At 41.1% G+C, this 13,808-nt stretch carries 17 protein-coding genes and 2 pseudogenes; 11 read left to right on the forward strand and 8 right to left on the reverse strand.

Features of this window, described 5'->3' with window-relative positions; genetic code table 11:
• Positions 1-92: 92 nt before the first annotated feature.
• From NXS07_RS16605 to NXS07_RS16620, 4 genes are all read left to right on the forward strand, one after another.
• On the forward strand, positions 93-638 hold the full coding sequence (locus NXS07_RS16605; protein ID WP_046337648.1) for an RNA 2'-phosphotransferase: 546 nt from the start codon (positions 93-95) through the stop codon (positions 636-638).
• 22 nt (positions 639-660) lie between these two features.
• The gene (locus tag NXS07_RS16610; RefSeq protein WP_038193735.1) at positions 661-1,281 is read left to right on the forward strand and encodes a LysE family translocator; all 621 of its coding nucleotides are present in this window, start codon (positions 661-663) and stop codon (positions 1,279-1,281) included.
• A gap of 140 nt (positions 1,282-1,421) precedes the next feature.
• Positions 1,422-1,577 carry a hypothetical protein gene (locus tag NXS07_RS16615; protein WP_155271327.1) on the forward strand — a complete coding sequence of 52 codons (156 nt, stop codon included), beginning with the start codon at positions 1,422-1,424 and terminating at the stop codon, positions 1,575-1,577.
• Positions 1,578-1,715: 138 nt separating this feature from the next.
• Positions 1,716-2,180: a GNAT family N-acetyltransferase gene (locus tag NXS07_RS16620; protein ID WP_258087171.1), complete on the forward strand. Its 465-nt coding sequence runs from the start codon at positions 1,716-1,718 to the stop codon at positions 2,178-2,180.
• A 29-nt stretch (positions 2,181-2,209) separates the two neighbouring features.
• Here NXS07_RS16620 and NXS07_RS16625 read toward each other — a convergent pair whose 3' ends face one another.
• Positions 2,210-2,428, reverse strand: coding sequence for a hypothetical protein (locus NXS07_RS16625; RefSeq protein WP_258087172.1), 219 nt, complete (start codon positions 2,426-2,428; stop codon positions 2,210-2,212).
• 209 nt (positions 2,429-2,637) lie between these two features.
• Between NXS07_RS16625 and NXS07_RS16630 the strand changes: the two genes are divergently transcribed.
• From NXS07_RS16630 to NXS07_RS22250, 3 genes are read left to right on the forward strand one after another with little or no spacing between them, the layout of a single operon-like run.
• Positions 2,638-2,907 carry a type II toxin-antitoxin system Phd/YefM family antitoxin gene (locus tag NXS07_RS16630; RefSeq protein WP_012776389.1) on the forward strand — a complete coding sequence of 90 codons (270 nt, stop codon included), beginning with the start codon at positions 2,638-2,640 and terminating at the stop codon, positions 2,905-2,907.
• 2 nt (positions 2,908-2,909) lie between these two features.
• Positions 2,910-3,203 (forward strand): type II toxin-antitoxin system RelE/ParE family toxin, encoded by a 294-nt coding sequence (locus NXS07_RS16635; RefSeq protein ID WP_258087173.1) that lies wholly within the window; start codon positions 2,910-2,912, stop codon positions 3,201-3,203.
• Between the two features lie 13 nt (positions 3,204-3,216).
• Positions 3,217-3,426, forward strand: coding sequence for an RNA 2'-phosphotransferase family protein (locus NXS07_RS22250; RefSeq protein ID WP_438818393.1), 210 nt, complete (start codon positions 3,217-3,219; stop codon positions 3,424-3,426).
• A 234-nt stretch (positions 3,427-3,660) separates the two neighbouring features.
• On the opposite strand, the gene NXS07_RS16645 is transcribed toward NXS07_RS22250, so the two are convergent.
• Positions 3,661-3,996 carry a hypothetical protein gene (locus NXS07_RS16645; protein ID WP_258087174.1) on the reverse strand — a complete coding sequence of 112 codons (336 nt, stop codon included), beginning with the start codon at positions 3,994-3,996 and terminating at the stop codon, positions 3,661-3,663.
• 432 nt (positions 3,997-4,428) lie between these two features.
• On the opposite strand from NXS07_RS16645, the pseudogene NXS07_RS16650 reads away from it, so the two are divergent.
• Positions 4,429-4,714: pseudogene (locus NXS07_RS16650) on the forward strand (transposase family protein); the annotation flags it as partial.
• Between the two features lie 364 nt (positions 4,715-5,078).
• Entirely contained in the window at positions 5,079-5,816 is a 738-nt protein-coding gene (locus NXS07_RS16655) for a class I SAM-dependent methyltransferase (protein ID WP_038193742.1), read from the forward strand.
• A 209-nt stretch (positions 5,817-6,025) separates the two neighbouring features.
• Here NXS07_RS16655 and NXS07_RS16660 read toward each other — a convergent pair whose 3' ends face one another.
• The gene (locus tag NXS07_RS16660; RefSeq protein WP_038193744.1) at positions 6,026-7,159 is read right to left on the reverse strand and encodes a PfkB family carbohydrate kinase; all 1,134 of its coding nucleotides are present in this window, start codon (positions 7,157-7,159) and stop codon (positions 6,026-6,028) included.
• Between the two features lie 609 nt (positions 7,160-7,768).
• On the opposite strand from NXS07_RS16660, the pseudogene NXS07_RS16665 reads away from it, so the two are divergent.
• A pseudogene (locus NXS07_RS16665) lies at positions 7,769-8,196 on the forward strand (IS1 family transposase); the annotation flags it as partial.
• Between the two features lie 114 nt (positions 8,197-8,310).
• Here NXS07_RS16665 and argF read toward each other — a convergent pair.
• A complete protein-coding gene (gene argF, locus NXS07_RS16670; protein ID WP_258087175.1) occupies positions 8,311-9,324 on the reverse strand; it encodes an ornithine carbamoyltransferase in 1,014 nt (337 codons plus the stop codon).
• 233 nt (positions 9,325-9,557) lie between these two features.
• Between argF and rraB the strand changes: the two genes are divergently transcribed.
• A complete protein-coding gene (rraB, locus tag NXS07_RS16675; RefSeq protein ID WP_258087176.1) occupies positions 9,558-9,983 on the forward strand; it encodes a ribonuclease E inhibitor RraB in 426 nt (141 codons plus the stop codon).
• A gap of 66 nt (positions 9,984-10,049) precedes the next feature.
• Here rraB and NXS07_RS16680 read toward each other — a convergent pair whose 3' ends face one another.
• From NXS07_RS16680 to NXS07_RS16695, 4 genes are all read right to left on the reverse strand, one after another.
• Positions 10,050-10,553, reverse strand: coding sequence for a GNAT family N-acetyltransferase (locus NXS07_RS16680; RefSeq protein WP_038206067.1), 504 nt, complete (start codon positions 10,551-10,553; stop codon positions 10,050-10,052).
• 244 nt (positions 10,554-10,797) lie between these two features.
• Positions 10,798-11,571, reverse strand: coding sequence for an amino acid ABC transporter substrate-binding protein (locus tag NXS07_RS16685; protein ID WP_038218724.1), 774 nt, complete (start codon positions 11,569-11,571; stop codon positions 10,798-10,800).
• 81 nt (positions 11,572-11,652) lie between these two features.
• On the reverse strand, positions 11,653-12,417 hold the full coding sequence (locus tag NXS07_RS16690; protein WP_038206071.1) for an amino acid ABC transporter ATP-binding protein: 765 nt from the start codon (positions 12,415-12,417) through the stop codon (positions 11,653-11,655).
• Positions 12,401-13,108: an amino acid ABC transporter permease gene (locus NXS07_RS16695; protein ID WP_038222963.1), complete on the reverse strand. Its 708-nt coding sequence runs from the start codon at positions 13,106-13,108 to the stop codon at positions 12,401-12,403. Before NXS07_RS16695 ends, NXS07_RS16690 begins: the two co-directional genes overlap by 17 nt.
• Positions 13,109-13,808: the final 700 nt, after the last annotated feature.

The raw sequence follows: 13,808 nt of genomic DNA on the forward strand, positions 1-13,808 counted from the left end.
ATAACAAACTCACAACAGCATCCCTGATGATCAGTCAGGGGATTATCGCTCTGTAAAAGTGATAATCAAGATATAAGATTAATAGGTAAAAAATGGCTCAATTCGATACCAAAATAAGCAAATTTTTAAGTTATGTGTTGCGTCATCAACCTGAATCTATTGGCTTAACGCTAGATAATGAAGGGTGGGCAGATATCGGCGTACTGATTAAATGTGCGGAGAAGCACGGTAAGCACTTGAATCATGCGCTGATCGCAACGATCGTCGAGACCAATGATAAAAAGCGATTTGCCATTTCAGACGATCAAAAACGAATCAGAGCAGTACAGGGGCATTCAAGCCAAAAGGTCAATATTAGTTACCAAGCGCAAGTCCCGCCGGTGGTTTTGTATCACGGTACAGCCACCCGTTTTCTGGATTCGATTTTCCAGCAGGGATTGGTGGCAGGCTCGCGCCATTACGTGCATTTATCGGCAGATGAAGCCACAGCCATTAAAGTTGGGCAGCGTCATGGCAAGCCGGGTATCCTAAAAATTAACGCCCAGTTAATACATGAACAGGGCTTTAAATTCCATCAGGCAGATAATGGCGTTTGGTTGACAAAATCGGTGCCGGTCAAATATATAAGCTTCAATTAGATTCTTATTTTTGGAGATTACCATGTTGGTTACTGATGCTCTGCTGGCATTCATCGTTGCCGCTACATTACTCACATTAACTCCGGGTTTGGACACAGCTCTGGTTTTAAGGACAGCGACCGTTGAGGGCGGCAAAAAAGCCCTGCACGCTGCTTTAGGTATTAATGCAGGATGTTTTATTTGGGGCGCGATGGTGGCATTTGGCCTTGGCACATTAATTGCCGTCTCCGAACTGGCATTTAATCTCCTGAAATGGTGTGGTGCGCTTTACTTATGTTGGCTGGGTATTCAGATGATTTTGCGTCCCAGCCAGAGCCTTGCGGGAGAAACCGCTTCCTCCCCTGTTAAAACGCAGAACTGGTTTATCAGAGGTATGTTGGGCAATGTGCTCAACCCGAAAATTGGCGTATTTTACGTCTCTTTCCTGCCCCAGTTTATTCCTCAAGGACATTCACCCGTATTATGGATATTTGGCTTAGTGAGCATTCACGTATTACTCGGCACGATATGGTCATTATTGCTGATATATGCCACCCGCCCGCTTTCCCATCTATTACGTCGTGAAAATGTCATTAAATGGATGAACCGCGCGACAGGGGGATTATTTCTGTTTTTTGCGTTTAAGTTGGTGTTGAGCCGGTGATAACATCTGAAATCTCAATTGACGTATATTTTTTGTTTCTATGGGTGGCATTCATCGTTGCCGCTCTTTTATTTATGATGATGCCAGGTATACGGTATTGGTTTTAAGCATGGCGGCCTGCATGTTGGAGATTGTGATAATTGGATAAGCGAATTGTCGGGGCAGCTCCAGCAGTTCGGGAATCTCTACAGGCAGAACAGGCGCTGAAACTCCAATTACAGGCAGAGGCATTAGCCCGACCGGAGCCTGCACAAATACGGAAGAGATCAGGCCCTGACTATGGGCCAAGTATGTAGGGTTTAACCTAACTTATTCAGTAATGGCAGGTAATAGACTTTGGGTTTTCAAGGATGAAACACCCCATAAATTAAGTCTTGTAAATGCTTTTTTTAATGATATTTTGGAAAAATTATTTTTTTATCTAAAGAGTTAAAATGATTGAATTAAGAGAAATGACAACTGCTGAGTTTGAATTATTCCGTTTACTTTTTATAAATGAGCATGCATTAGACTTAGCTTCAACACGAGGTTATCCGGCAGACGTATCACTTAAAAAATCCTCTCAGTTGATTGATGTAACCCAATCCCAAGTAACAGAGAAAGTAATAAACAAATTCTGGTGCATTGTGAAATCAGATCATGAGCTGCCAGTGATTGGTTATCTATGGATAGAACTTCAAGAGCAAGCTGCGTGGGTTTGTGATTTTCGCTTATTACCCGAGTGGCGTCGTAAGGGATTAGGTAAGGCGGCTCTGGATAAAATGAAAAGTAATCTCATGTCTATGGGCATCACAGAGGTAGGGTTGAGAGTCGCTCCCAATAATCCAGTTGCTAAAGCACTATACGAAAAAAGTGGTTTTCATATCACTGGGTTTAATATGTCTAAAACTCTAAGTTAAAGCCGCCTGAGTAGGCGGTTTTAACTTTTTTAAGCACGGCCGCCCTGAATTACACTCAGGCCATTGGTAAGCGCTTTTTTATGATTATTTACCGTACCTTTCCAGCCGAACTGAGGGTTTAAACGGTAACTGTGACTACGTCCGATTTTGGGTCCTTGCAATATCACATCAAGTTCGATGAGCGCCTTTACTGTTCCGTTGCTCCTGAAACTCCTACCTCCCAAAATCGGGTCAGCTATTTGCTCCACAACTCCAGCAATCGAGTGCAGCCGACTCCTGATATTTTGTGCAATCGTCTGCTGAAAATGACACTTAATACTTGGTCGAGTAGCCTGTGGGTGAGATCCTCTCGGGCTACTCGACCATCTGGTTGGCGGTTGGCTATTTTGATTACTGGTAGCTCTATGCACTTTTAGCTATAATAGCTATTCGAGCCATTTTAGACGGTAGGTGATGTATGGAAATTATTCCCGCACAACTAGCTAAGAACCAGTTTGGTGATCTGCTTATGAAAGTTCAGCGTGAGCCTGTGGAAATTAGTAAACATGGTAAGCGTGTGGCCGTGGTTATCTCTCCTGAAGAGTATGATCAGTTCGCACAGCTCAAGTTACAGAATTTAAAAGCCGTTCTGGCTGAATCTATTGCACAAGCTGATCGTGGCGAATTGCATAGTATTGATGATGTATTTGCCCCGTTGACGGTTGATGAACTTGAGGGTAAGGCTTAGGGATGAGTGTCCGGTTTACTAAGAAGGCCAGAGAGCATATTCGTGCAGTAAAGCTCTATTCTATGCGCCGATGGGGGGTGAATGTCGCGGAAGCTTATGCCACTTCGTTGCGTGTGACTATGACGGCAATTCTTGATCGTCACCCATCCCCCGGTCGTGATCGCAGTGAGGATCTTTATTTTGGTGTGCTAAGTTTCCCCGTAGAGAGCCACATTATTTACTACCGGGAAGTTCCGGCTGGTATTGAAGTGTTGGCGGTGTTGCATCAGACGCAAGATCCACATAACTATCTATAATGGAGAGCATAAAATGTGGGGCACTTTATTATGCTCTCCGGTACAGGGGCATTCAGGCCAAAAGGTCGATATTAGTTATCAAGCGCAAGTCCCGCCGGCGGTTTTGTATCACGGTATAGCCACCTGTTTTCTGGATTCGATTTTCCAGCAGGGATTGGTGGCAGGTTTGCGCCCTTACGTGCCTTTATCGGCAGATGAAGCCACAGCCATTAAAGTCGGGTAGCGTCATGGCAAGCCGGGTACCCTAAAAATTAACGCCCAGTTAATGCATGAACAGAGCTTTAAATTCCATCAGGCAGATAATGGCGTTTGGTTGACAAAATCGGTGTCGGTCAAATATATAAGCTTCAATTAGATTTTTATTTTCGGAGATTACCATGTTGGTTACTGATGCTCTGCTGGCATTCATCGTTTCCGCTCTTTTGCTTATAATGATTCCAGGTATACGGTATTGGTTTTAAGCATGGCGGCCTGCATGTTGGAGATTGTGATAATTGGATACTTTGCCTCCATCTCCACCATTTCCTTGAGTTTGCTCACTCGATGAACCGTTTGCACCGTTGCCACCATTTTCTCCTGATTGACCGGGAGATGAGCCGTTACCCCCGTTACCTCCATTTATACAGTTGCTATTAGGTATCCCGTTTTTACTATCCTGACCAGGTTTTCCATTTAATTGATTACAATCAGTAATTTTCACATTGGCCTTGGTCTTGGCGTTGGTATTGGCATGTAATGATACGAACGGAATGGTTAATATAGATGCAGCTATGATTATTATGCTTGGTTTCATTTTTATTTCTCTCCAGAATATAGAATTTCTTTAAAAAAAGTAAAATCACGCAGCTTAATTATTCAATTTTATAAGTTAATCTATTATTTATTTAGCCTTTTTATTTTTTTAATTTAAGAATTGATAATTTGATTTTATCGAAAATAGTTATTTAAAAAATAACGTTCTAAAAAGAACGTAGCGCAGTGACCAGTTCTATTTCATGATGTAATTTAACATTTTGTTAAAGATTGTTTTTAAACAAAATTTAAATAAATAAAAATTATCATCCGCAATATGCTTATTTTGCAATTTAGTTAACCTAATTTCGTTGCCATGTCAAAAGGACGTGTTGAAACAGGGGGAGATCGCGAATGTTATTTGACCAAATCGGGTCAATTTGATCTGCCGCTGAAATTATGATCTTATACCCCTTTTTTCGTGAGCACCAGAATGAGTGTCGATGCTTTTGCTCTGTATTTCGGTGAGTTATCCGATCCCGCCAGTCTGCCAAAATCAGTTATCCTTTATTTGACGTGCTGTTTCTGACAATGTGTGCCGTCATTGCCGGTGCAGAAGGATGGGAAGATTTGAAGATTTCGGGGAAACGCATTTTGACTGGCTTCAGTAGAAAGGACTGTTTCCAACGGGACTCCCTGCCCATGACACAATAGCCCGTATTATCTCCCTCCTTGACCCCGGTCAGTTTCAACGTGCTTCATGGGTACAGGCTGTCAGCGCAGGTATCGGCTGTTAGCCTTCCCCGGCGCTGTTCATGATGGTGGCCTTTTCTGAAAGAAAAACACACTGTCAATTTATTGTAACAGAGTGGGGGAGACCATTTCATTACACCTTAATAAAAAATATTACTTATATCGCATTTTTATAACGAATAAGTAACTCTAAATTTTTATCGGGTAGTAATTTCGAGTATAGAAATATTTAGTTATTTTTAACTGAATTAAAATATGATCTATCGTAGAAAGTTACTCATGTTACAAAAATAATTATATCTAATTGTTTCGTGATATTTTATCTTTTTATATAATACCCTCATTAGATATTTTTCATGAGAACATGCCTTTTTATCAGGAGTTATAATAATGGAAGAGCAAGCAAACTATGATTTTATTGGTGAATATTATGAAAAATTCTCCAATACAGTCGCTCAACGGCAGTCTGAGCTTAGAGATATCCTCAACATGGTCGGTGATATACAGGGAAAATCAGTCCTAGATTTAGCTTGCGGATATGGTTATTTTGGGCGGGAATTACACTGCCGTGGCGCTTCAAAAGTGGTCGGCGTCGACATCTCTGAGAAAATGATTGAACTCGCCAAAGCAAAATCTAAACTGTATGGTGATGATATTGAGTTTTGCGTACAAAACGTATGTGAAATGAAATTACATGAAAAATTTGATATCGTTATCGCTGCCTTCTTATTCCACTACTCACAATCCACTGAAGAGCTTGAAGCTATGTTTCAAGCGGCCGCTAATCATTTAAAGCCCTCTGGAAAATTAATAGCTTACATGTCATCACCTGATTATCGATTAGAAAATGGAAACTGTGATAATTATGGTTTCAAAATTTTGAGTGAAGAGCCCTGGCAAAATGGTTTCTGTTACCAGGCAGAATTTCTGACAACGCCACCAAGTCCTTTCACATTTTATCGTTGGAGCCGTGAAAGCTACGAAAACGCAATTAATAAAGCAGGATTCAGTCGTTTTAGCTGGCAAAAACCAACAGTCTTAGAAAGCGACTTAGAACGTTATCCTCAAGGTTTTTGGGATATTTATTTGCAGAATTGTGTTCATACCGGACTTATTTGTCAGTTTTAGGTTCGTTGTCCATTATCTCCGCATTTGTGGTTATATTTCATTTCATCGAACATAAACCCTTCCTATTTTTTTCGATTAGTGAATAATGTTTGTCATACGGGAAACATTGAAAAAATTGCCGGGTTTTAGCCCGGCTTTAGCCAAATATTCTAACATTTTTTTATTTTTATTATGTTGGTGGTATGAGTAATGTTATTTCACAATTGTTGTTAACTATATGAATCCAATACCAGCAACTTTTCAACATCGAAGGGCGACAGAGTTAATGAATAAGTCAATTCAGTAGATAGTACAAGAGCGGCACAACGTTGTGCGAAATGTACACTTTCCTGAAAATCCATACCTGCTAATGCACAATGAACTAATCCCGCCATCATTGCATCACCGGAACCTGTGGTATTGACAACATTAACAGGAAATGCCGGAGAATGACCTTCTATATAACCTAGCTCACTGTAGTACACACCTTCAGCCCCCATGCTTAAAATTACTCGTTGAACGCCTTGTTCATGAAACCATGATGTTACCGATTGAGCCTCTTTTATTGAATTAATTTTAATACCACTGATTTTTTCCGCTTCCAGCCGATTGGGTCTAATAGTATGAATATATGATAACCAGTTACGTACTATGCCAGCCTTATATGACGAGACAGGATTAACAAATATTGGCACATTACCTGAGTTTTTAAATAACCATTCCAGAGCATCTTCTTTCAAATTACAGTCGATAATCAGTATGCCTGCTCTCTCAATGAGAGGTTTAGATTTATTTAGTAACTCAGGAGTGAGTTTTTTTAAAATATCCATATCACTAACGGATGTGTGCGGTTCACCATTGCTATCAACTATTGAATGATAGACTGATGTTCTTGAATCATTTAGTTTATGAGAATGGCTAACATCAACGCCTGCTAACCTGGTTTCTCTAAAAAGTCTTTTTCCATATGAATCATCACCAAAAACAGAAATTAAATAACTATCATTCTTTAACGCGGCAATGTTATGCGCAACATTTCGAGCTACACCACCTAACGTATATTTTGTTTTCCCTGGGTTGGAATCTTTCTTTAATAATTCAGTCGAAGCGAAACTGGTAATATCCATGTTGGAAGCACCAACCGTTACGGCACAATTCCCACTGGAAAAAATGTAACCCTTACCTTTTATATGTCCCTTTTTTTGTAGATTCAGGATATGTCCTGCGACGCTTGAACGACTGATTTCAATAATATCAGCGATTTCTTTTTGGGCGAGAAAAGGATTTTTCCTAAGAAGTTGTAATATTCTAAACTCCAGATTATCCATTTTTCTCATATTATGCCCTTTATTATTGCGAAACATGGTTATTTTTATTCCATTGATTAATGATAGTAAAGTGTATTTTTATACATTATGCTTGGAGTGAGAAAGCGATCGTAAAATTAATGATATATTATTCATCGTTAAAAATGTGATTTTACTCTTAAATTTTGTTCTAAAAAATAACTAATTAGCAGGATTTTAAAAAGCTTAGCGTGGTAACCATATTTTATTCTGTTTGTTTTCAATTAAAAACAACTGGTTATGTTATTTCTGTATTATTTTAAGCATTTGTCTTTTCTTCTGTTTTAATTTTATTTCTCAAATGAAATGGTAATTTTCAATTACATTGAAATGTGATGATTAACACATTTTTACCAGTATTAAATATAACTTCACGACTTTATTGCGGTGTAATATTTTTTATATTTAATAATATTTTTTATTACACCATTAAATTTATTTAATTATGCTATTACTATGGATGCTTTTAGTTGTCAAGGTATTATTTCTATGAGTAAAATATTTTAGCTAATCATAATAACCGATATTTATTTATATTTAATTAATTTTTTCATCAGCTAAATAGCTTTCCAAAATAGTGATGCACCTTGCATGGATCTTTGAGTAGCAAGGCGTACAAACTGGTCACGCATTTTCCAGCTTGACTACTCTTATCGCGCTTGTCAGGCCGGATTAAAAGAACAACTCATTGATTTAGTTCTGAATGATTCTGGCATTCGCGATACTGCCCGGAAACTGCATATCAGTATTAATGCTGCCGTCCGAACTTTAAAAGGTTGTCGCTACGATACGTAACCTCGTTACCTCTAGAGAATTTAGAAATCCAACTTGTCTGTTAAGTTGATGAAGTGGGGTCGTTTGTCGGTAATAAAAAACAACAACGTGGGCTATGGTATGCTTGGGAGTCTCGTTTAAAACGTATCATCGCCCATGAAAATTTGACGTTACGTAATCGAATTAATCGATTGAATCGTAAGATATTAGGTTATTCAAAATCAGTCAAAATGCACGACAAGATCATCGGTACTTTTATTGAAAGAGAATATTCTGTTTAAGGCTGCAATTAACACTTTGAATGCATAACCGAATTTTCAGATTATTTTCCCCAACTCGCACCATCGTTATGAAAAAACAAAAAGCGGTGCTCATTCGCACCGCATTAACACCCATCAAAAACTAAGTCCCTTCGCTAGCGTTGCTACCATCACTGCCTTAATCGTGTGCATACGGTTTTCTGCTTGATCAAACACAATACTGTGTTTTGATTCAAAGACCTCACTAGTGACTTCCAGCCCACCATACAGATTGAACTCCTCAGCCAGTTGTTTGCCAAGCGTTGTTTCTTCATCGTGGAACGCAGGAAGGCAGTGGAGGAACTTCACCTCTGGGTTACCCGTCAGTTGAATGACATCCATATTCACTTGATAGGGCTTTAGCAGCGTAATGCGCTCTTGCCAGACTGTTTTGGGTTCCCCCATCGAAACCCAAACATCAGTGTAAAGAAAATCGGCATCTTTAACGCCGGTCGCAATGTCTTCTGTCAGGGCGATCCTGCCACCAGTTTTTTCTGCCAGGGTTTGGCATTCGGCAATCAATGCCGCATCCGGCCAGCACGCTTTGGGAGCGACCAGACGCAGATCCATACCGGTTAATGCAGCGGCTTCCAGCATCGTATTGCCCATGTTATTGCGGGCATCGCCCAAATAGGCGAATTTGATTTCAGTCAGTGGCTTTTGGCTATGTTCCTGCATCGTCAGTAAATCGGCTAACAGTTGAGTCGGGTGGAATTCATTCGTCAAACCATTCCAGACCGGAACGCCGGCGTATTTCGCCAGAGTTTCGACAACTTCCTGACTGTATCCACGGTACTGAATGCCGTCATACAGACGCCCAAGTACCCGTGCGGTGTCCTTGATGGATTCTTTATGTCCAATCTGGCTGCCATTTGAACTTAAATAGGTGACGCTGGCACCCTGATCATGAGCAGCGACTTCAAAGGCACAGCGTGTACGGGTGGAGTCTTTCTCAAAAATCAGCGCGATGTTTTTACCTGACAGTAAAGGCGACTCTTTACCTGATTTTTTATTCGATTTTAATTCACTCGCCAGTGTCAGAAAGGTATTGATTTCTGAAGGAGTATAGTCATGTAATCTTAATAAGTTACGTTGATAAAATGGATTCATGCTGTATTTTCTCCATTAGAGTGATATTGAATTTATATTCAATATATATCGATAAAAAATTCAATTACAACCCCTGTGATGAGTATTTGTCATCTCAATGAAATTAAGACAATTTGTCATGCCATAGTTTACGGTCTGTATTTCCTTTTTGACGAAATTGGATAGCTATATCCTTCGCAGGAAAAAGATGGGAGAATGCGCAACAGGACAGCCAAATGACGGAGGGGATTGGCATGGCAGACCCACATGCTTTAGAAGAACAGCGCGAAGAAACTCGCTTGATCATTGAAGAATTATTGGAAGATGGCAGCGATCCTGATGCGCTTTATATTATTGAGCACCATTTTTCGGCGGAAAACTTCGATCTTTTGGAAAAAGCCGCCGTTGAAGCATTCAAACTCGGTTATGAAGTGACGGATGCGGAAGAGCTGGAAACTGAAGATCGTGTTGTGCTGATGTGCTGTGATATCATCAGTGAAAGCCGTCTGGATGCTGAACTGATTAATACGCAGGTTGAGCAACTCATGAATCTGGTTGAAAAGCTCGGTGTGAATTACGATGGTTGGGGGACGTATTTTGAAGATCCCAACGCGCCAGATGATGAAGACGAAGCTGAAGCTGAAGATTTCCCTGAGCAGGACGAGCGCAAACTTCACTAAGTTCTTCTGACGAGATTGTCGAAATAAATGCCCCACTTGGTCTGTGGGGCTGACTGATTAGATGCATTATAGTGCTTTGATCATCCTGACCTCACAGTCGCTGTGGCCAGTATTGCCGAGTGGCTCACCAAGATAGCTGAATCCCAGTTTTTCATACAGTTTGATGGCCGCTTGCAAGATCTCCGTGGTTTCCAGATAGCAGCGCTTGAAGCCTTGCTCGGTGCCAAATTCCAGTGATTGTTTCACGATTTGTCTGGCAACGCCTTTTCCCCGCAGTACTGATGAGAGATACATTTTCTGCAACTCGCAGGTATCATCATCGCCGCCAGCTAGTGGAGCAACACCTCCGCCGCCAACGACTTCCCCATCCATTTCGACGACCCAGTAAGCGCTGCGTGGCTGGCTGTATACTTCGTACAATGTATCCAGAATAGGATCTGCGACGGCAAAACCTCGGTCTGCGGTTAAGCCATGTTCGGCGGATACTTGACGGATAACGGCAGCAATGCCGGTATTATCTTGCGGAGTAATGGGGCGAATGACGTAGTGTTGTGTTGTTTTTTCAGTCATTATTTCCTCTTTATATTTTTTATTTTGACTTAAAATTCTCCCGAAACAGGCAGTTTGTTGGGGGGAGATACGACTCAAGAAGGATAAAGTGATTGGAGCCACACTTGAGGATAGAGTTAACTTCGTAAGTCACTATCAGATTGATATTAATTGGAAAAACAAATAAGTAAACAGGATAAACTTGCTGAATCTATTGATGGGCGGCGTGATGAAAACGCCGCTGATTGAGGAATTGAGGGGCAGGTTATTTGGAAATATCAGTGCCAAAGTATTTTTCGGAAATACGGGCATAAGTCCCGTCATCTTTCATGTCTTGCAGTGCCTTATTGATGACGGCGATCAGTTCTGGATCTCCTTTACGGAGCAGAACGGCCGATTTGCTTGCATCGGCTTGTTGGGCGACGATTTTCACTGGCGCATCAGGGCGCTGTTTTTTGAAATCCAGAAACGAAAGGCGATCATTTAATGTCGCATCTGCACGACCGGTAGCGACCAAATCAATGGCTTGGTTAAAGCCATCGGTACTGACTAAATAAGCTCCATTAGAGGTTGCTAGTTGCCCATAGTTGCTGGTCAGGGACTGGGCTGAACGTTTTCCTTTGATATCAGCGAAGGTTTTAATGTCATTGTTATTATCGCGAGTAATCAATACGACTTGGGAAGCGGTATAAGGAATGGAGAAACTGTACTTCGCTTCCCGTTCAGGTGTGACACCCACTTGGTTGATCACAGCATCAAAACGTTTGGCATCCAGTCCCGCAATCAGGCCATCCCATTTAACTTCCATGAATTCTGGTTTGACATTCAGGCGGCGTGCAACTTCACGGGCGATATCTACATCAAAACCAGTTAATTTATTGGCTTGATCGTGATAGGTAAAAGGAGGGTATGTCCCTTCTGTTCCAACTTTAAAGACACCGGAGGCTTTTATCGTGTCCAAATCCTTTCCGGCATAACTGGGCGCAGAGATTGAAAGGGCTGTGGCGCCCGCCAGTAACAAACTCAGGAATGCTTTCATTGTATTTCTCCAAATCAATAATGTGTCACTATGCTTATTTTGTCTTAGCGGGTTTACGCTGAGTCTAAACGTCACAGCCCGTTATATTTCCCAGTCAGGTAAAGTTTCCGTCAGGGTTGAGATAAACTCGCCAGTGCGCTGCTTATCCGGGCGGGTAAACATGGTTTGTGCTGTTCCCGATTCGACAATTTCGCCTGATTCCAGAAAGATGACATTGTGGGCAAGATTGGCGGCCAGACGCAGATCGTGTGTTGCCATCACCATGGTCGTGCCTTCTTCTGCCAAATGCTTCAGAACAGAAACGACTTCTTTCGATAATTCAGGGTCAAGGGCTGAAGTCGGCTCATCACAGAGCAGCACTTTGGGAGAGGGAGCCATCGCTCTGGCAATAGCCACACGCTGTTGTTGACCACCGGATAATGTGTTCGGCCAGACATCTGCCTTATGGGACATGTCCACTTTTTTCAGTAATTCCTGCGCTCGTTCTCTGGCGCGTTCGCGTGGCCATTTTTGTACATAAATCAGCCCTTCCATGATGTTTTCAATCACCGTGAGATGAGGGAAAAGCTGAAAATTCTGGAATACCATGCCCGTTTGCAGGCTAAACCGTTGGATTTCCCTGTGTGGCAGGCGTTCTTTGCCAGTGAAGGTGATCTGTTCTTTGCCAATTTCCAATGTACCCGCCTGTGGGATCTCCAACAGATTGATGCAGCGTAGCAGGGTACTTTTCCCGCTGCCAGAAGGCCCGATCAATGCCGTCAGGCTACCTTCTTTAATGGTCAAGCTAATGTTTTTCAGCACCTTTTGTCCGTCGAAACTTTTTTCAATGTTAGAGAGCTGAATCATTTTTCGCTTCCTTACTGCTGCGGTGTTGGGAAAATTGTTGGGAGAATTTCTTTTCCAGACGAACTTGTAGTGCTGACAGCACTGAACTTAAAAGCAAATAGAGGATAGCGGCTTCGGTATACAGGATCAGCGGTTGGTATGTGACAGCGGCGATACGTTGTGCAGCCAGGAACATCTCTGGAACAGTGATGACGGAAGCTAGTGAGGTATCTTTCACCAATGAAATAAAGGTATTTGACAGCGGTGGAATAGAAACTCGCGCCGCCTGTGGCAGTACGATCCGGCGCAGTGACTGCCACCAACTCATGCCGATGGAGTGAGACGCTTCCCACTGCCCTTTAGGCACCGAAATCAGCGCTGCCCGGATCACTTCAGAAGTATAAGCACCGACATTCAGGGTAAAGCCGATGACGGCAGAGGTGAAGGCTTCCAGCGTAATGCCCACGCTGGGCAGGGCATAAAAGATCAGAAACAGTTGAACCAGTAAAGGTGTACCACGGATCAGCCAGACATAAAACCGAACGACTGCGATCAGTGGTTTTGGCCCGTACAGCCGGATTAAGGCGACGATAAACCCCAGAGAAATCCCAAGTGCGAATGTAATCAGCGTGAGGGGAATGGTAAATGTCAGGCCAGCGTAAAGCATCGGCCAAAGGGAATCCAGCGCTAAACTGAGCCATGATGGAGTCATATATTCTTCCTATTTATAGGGTGGAGAGACATATTTATACAACATATCAGAGCCTATCTGATCAGAATAGCGGGTTTAGCTACAGAGATAGGTTGTTGTTCAAAAAGTCTTTATTTTTTGCATAGTTCTTTTAATGATGATATGGCAAGACAATGCCATCTTTATATAAAATAAAGTTATAGCTTAGAACCAAGAGTAAGTCCGTGATATTGATAAAAATGATAAGTTCATCGATTATGGCAGACGCTTTTTATAGATCTTACTGTTGCAGTTTGAGATACAGCTAAGTTAATAATGCCTATTGTGATGATATGTTTTTTATTTATAAAATATTAGGGATAACAAAAATTAGTATGATTTTATATAAATAAGAAAAATATTTTATATATAGAAATATAGAAATATAGAAATATAGAAATATAGAAATATAGAAATATAGAAATATAGAAATATAAAATTTAAATGATGGAATTATTAGCCTAATCTAGCGGAAGTAATTATTTGACAGGCGCCGATGGTGCCTGTCAGCAATCTGTTTTGAACAATAGCCAAATTTATTTATAATGTTTCCTTGATTAGAAATGTGAAAATAATTTTTATATAAATATCAGGTAATTATTAGATATTAGATATTAGATATTAGATATTAGATATTAGATATTAGATATTAGATATTAGATATTAGATATTAGATATTAGA

Origin of the sequence: Xenorhabdus bovienii (assembly GCF_024721015.1) — a bacterium.
GTDB classification, from domain to species: domain Bacteria; phylum Pseudomonadota; class Gammaproteobacteria; order Enterobacterales; family Enterobacteriaceae; genus Xenorhabdus; species Xenorhabdus bovienii.

What these genes read in the sequence shown, in the direction of transcription:
- NXS07_RS16635 (WP_258087173.1), top strand. Translation starts at nt 2,910, where the DNA reads ATGAGTGTCCGGTTTACTAAGAAGGCCAGAGAGCATATTCGTGCAGTA.
- rraB (WP_258087176.1), top strand. Translation starts at nt 9,558, where the DNA reads ATGGCAGACCCACATGCTTTAGAAGAACAGCGCGAAGAAACTCGCTTG.
- NXS07_RS16695 (WP_038222963.1), bottom strand. Translation starts at nt 13,108, where the DNA reads ATGACTCCATCATGGCTCAGTTTAGCGCTGGATTCCCTTTGGCCGATG.
- NXS07_RS16610 (WP_038193735.1), top strand. Translation starts at nt 661, where the DNA reads ATGTTGGTTACTGATGCTCTGCTGGCATTCATCGTTGCCGCTACATTA.
- NXS07_RS16630 (WP_012776389.1), top strand. Translation starts at nt 2,638, where the DNA reads ATGGAAATTATTCCCGCACAACTAGCTAAGAACCAGTTTGGTGATCTG.
- NXS07_RS16605 (WP_046337648.1), top strand. Translation starts at nt 93, where the DNA reads ATGGCTCAATTCGATACCAAAATAAGCAAATTTTTAAGTTATGTGTTG.
- NXS07_RS22250 (WP_438818393.1), top strand. Translation starts at nt 3,217, where the DNA reads ATGTGGGGCACTTTATTATGCTCTCCGGTACAGGGGCATTCAGGCCAA.
- NXS07_RS16655 (WP_038193742.1), top strand. Translation starts at nt 5,079, where the DNA reads ATGGAAGAGCAAGCAAACTATGATTTTATTGGTGAATATTATGAAAAA.
- NXS07_RS16690 (WP_038206071.1), bottom strand. Translation starts at nt 12,417, where the DNA reads ATGATTCAGCTCTCTAACATTGAAAAAAGTTTCGACGGACAAAAGGTG.
- NXS07_RS16680 (WP_038206067.1), bottom strand. Translation starts at nt 10,553, where the DNA reads ATGACTGAAAAAACAACACAACACTACGTCATTCGCCCCATTACTCCG.
- NXS07_RS16620 (WP_258087171.1), top strand. Translation starts at nt 1,716, where the DNA reads ATGATTGAATTAAGAGAAATGACAACTGCTGAGTTTGAATTATTCCGT.
- argF (WP_258087175.1), bottom strand. Translation starts at nt 9,324, where the DNA reads ATGAATCCATTTTATCAACGTAACTTATTAAGATTACATGACTATACT.
- NXS07_RS16685 (WP_038218724.1), bottom strand. Translation starts at nt 11,571, where the DNA reads ATGAAAGCATTCCTGAGTTTGTTACTGGCGGGCGCCACAGCCCTTTCA.
- NXS07_RS16645 (WP_258087174.1), bottom strand. Translation starts at nt 3,996, where the DNA reads ATGAAACCAAGCATAATAATCATAGCTGCATCTATATTAACCATTCCG.
- NXS07_RS16660 (WP_038193744.1), bottom strand. Translation starts at nt 7,159, where the DNA reads ATGTTTCGCAATAATAAAGGGCATAATATGAGAAAAATGGATAATCTG.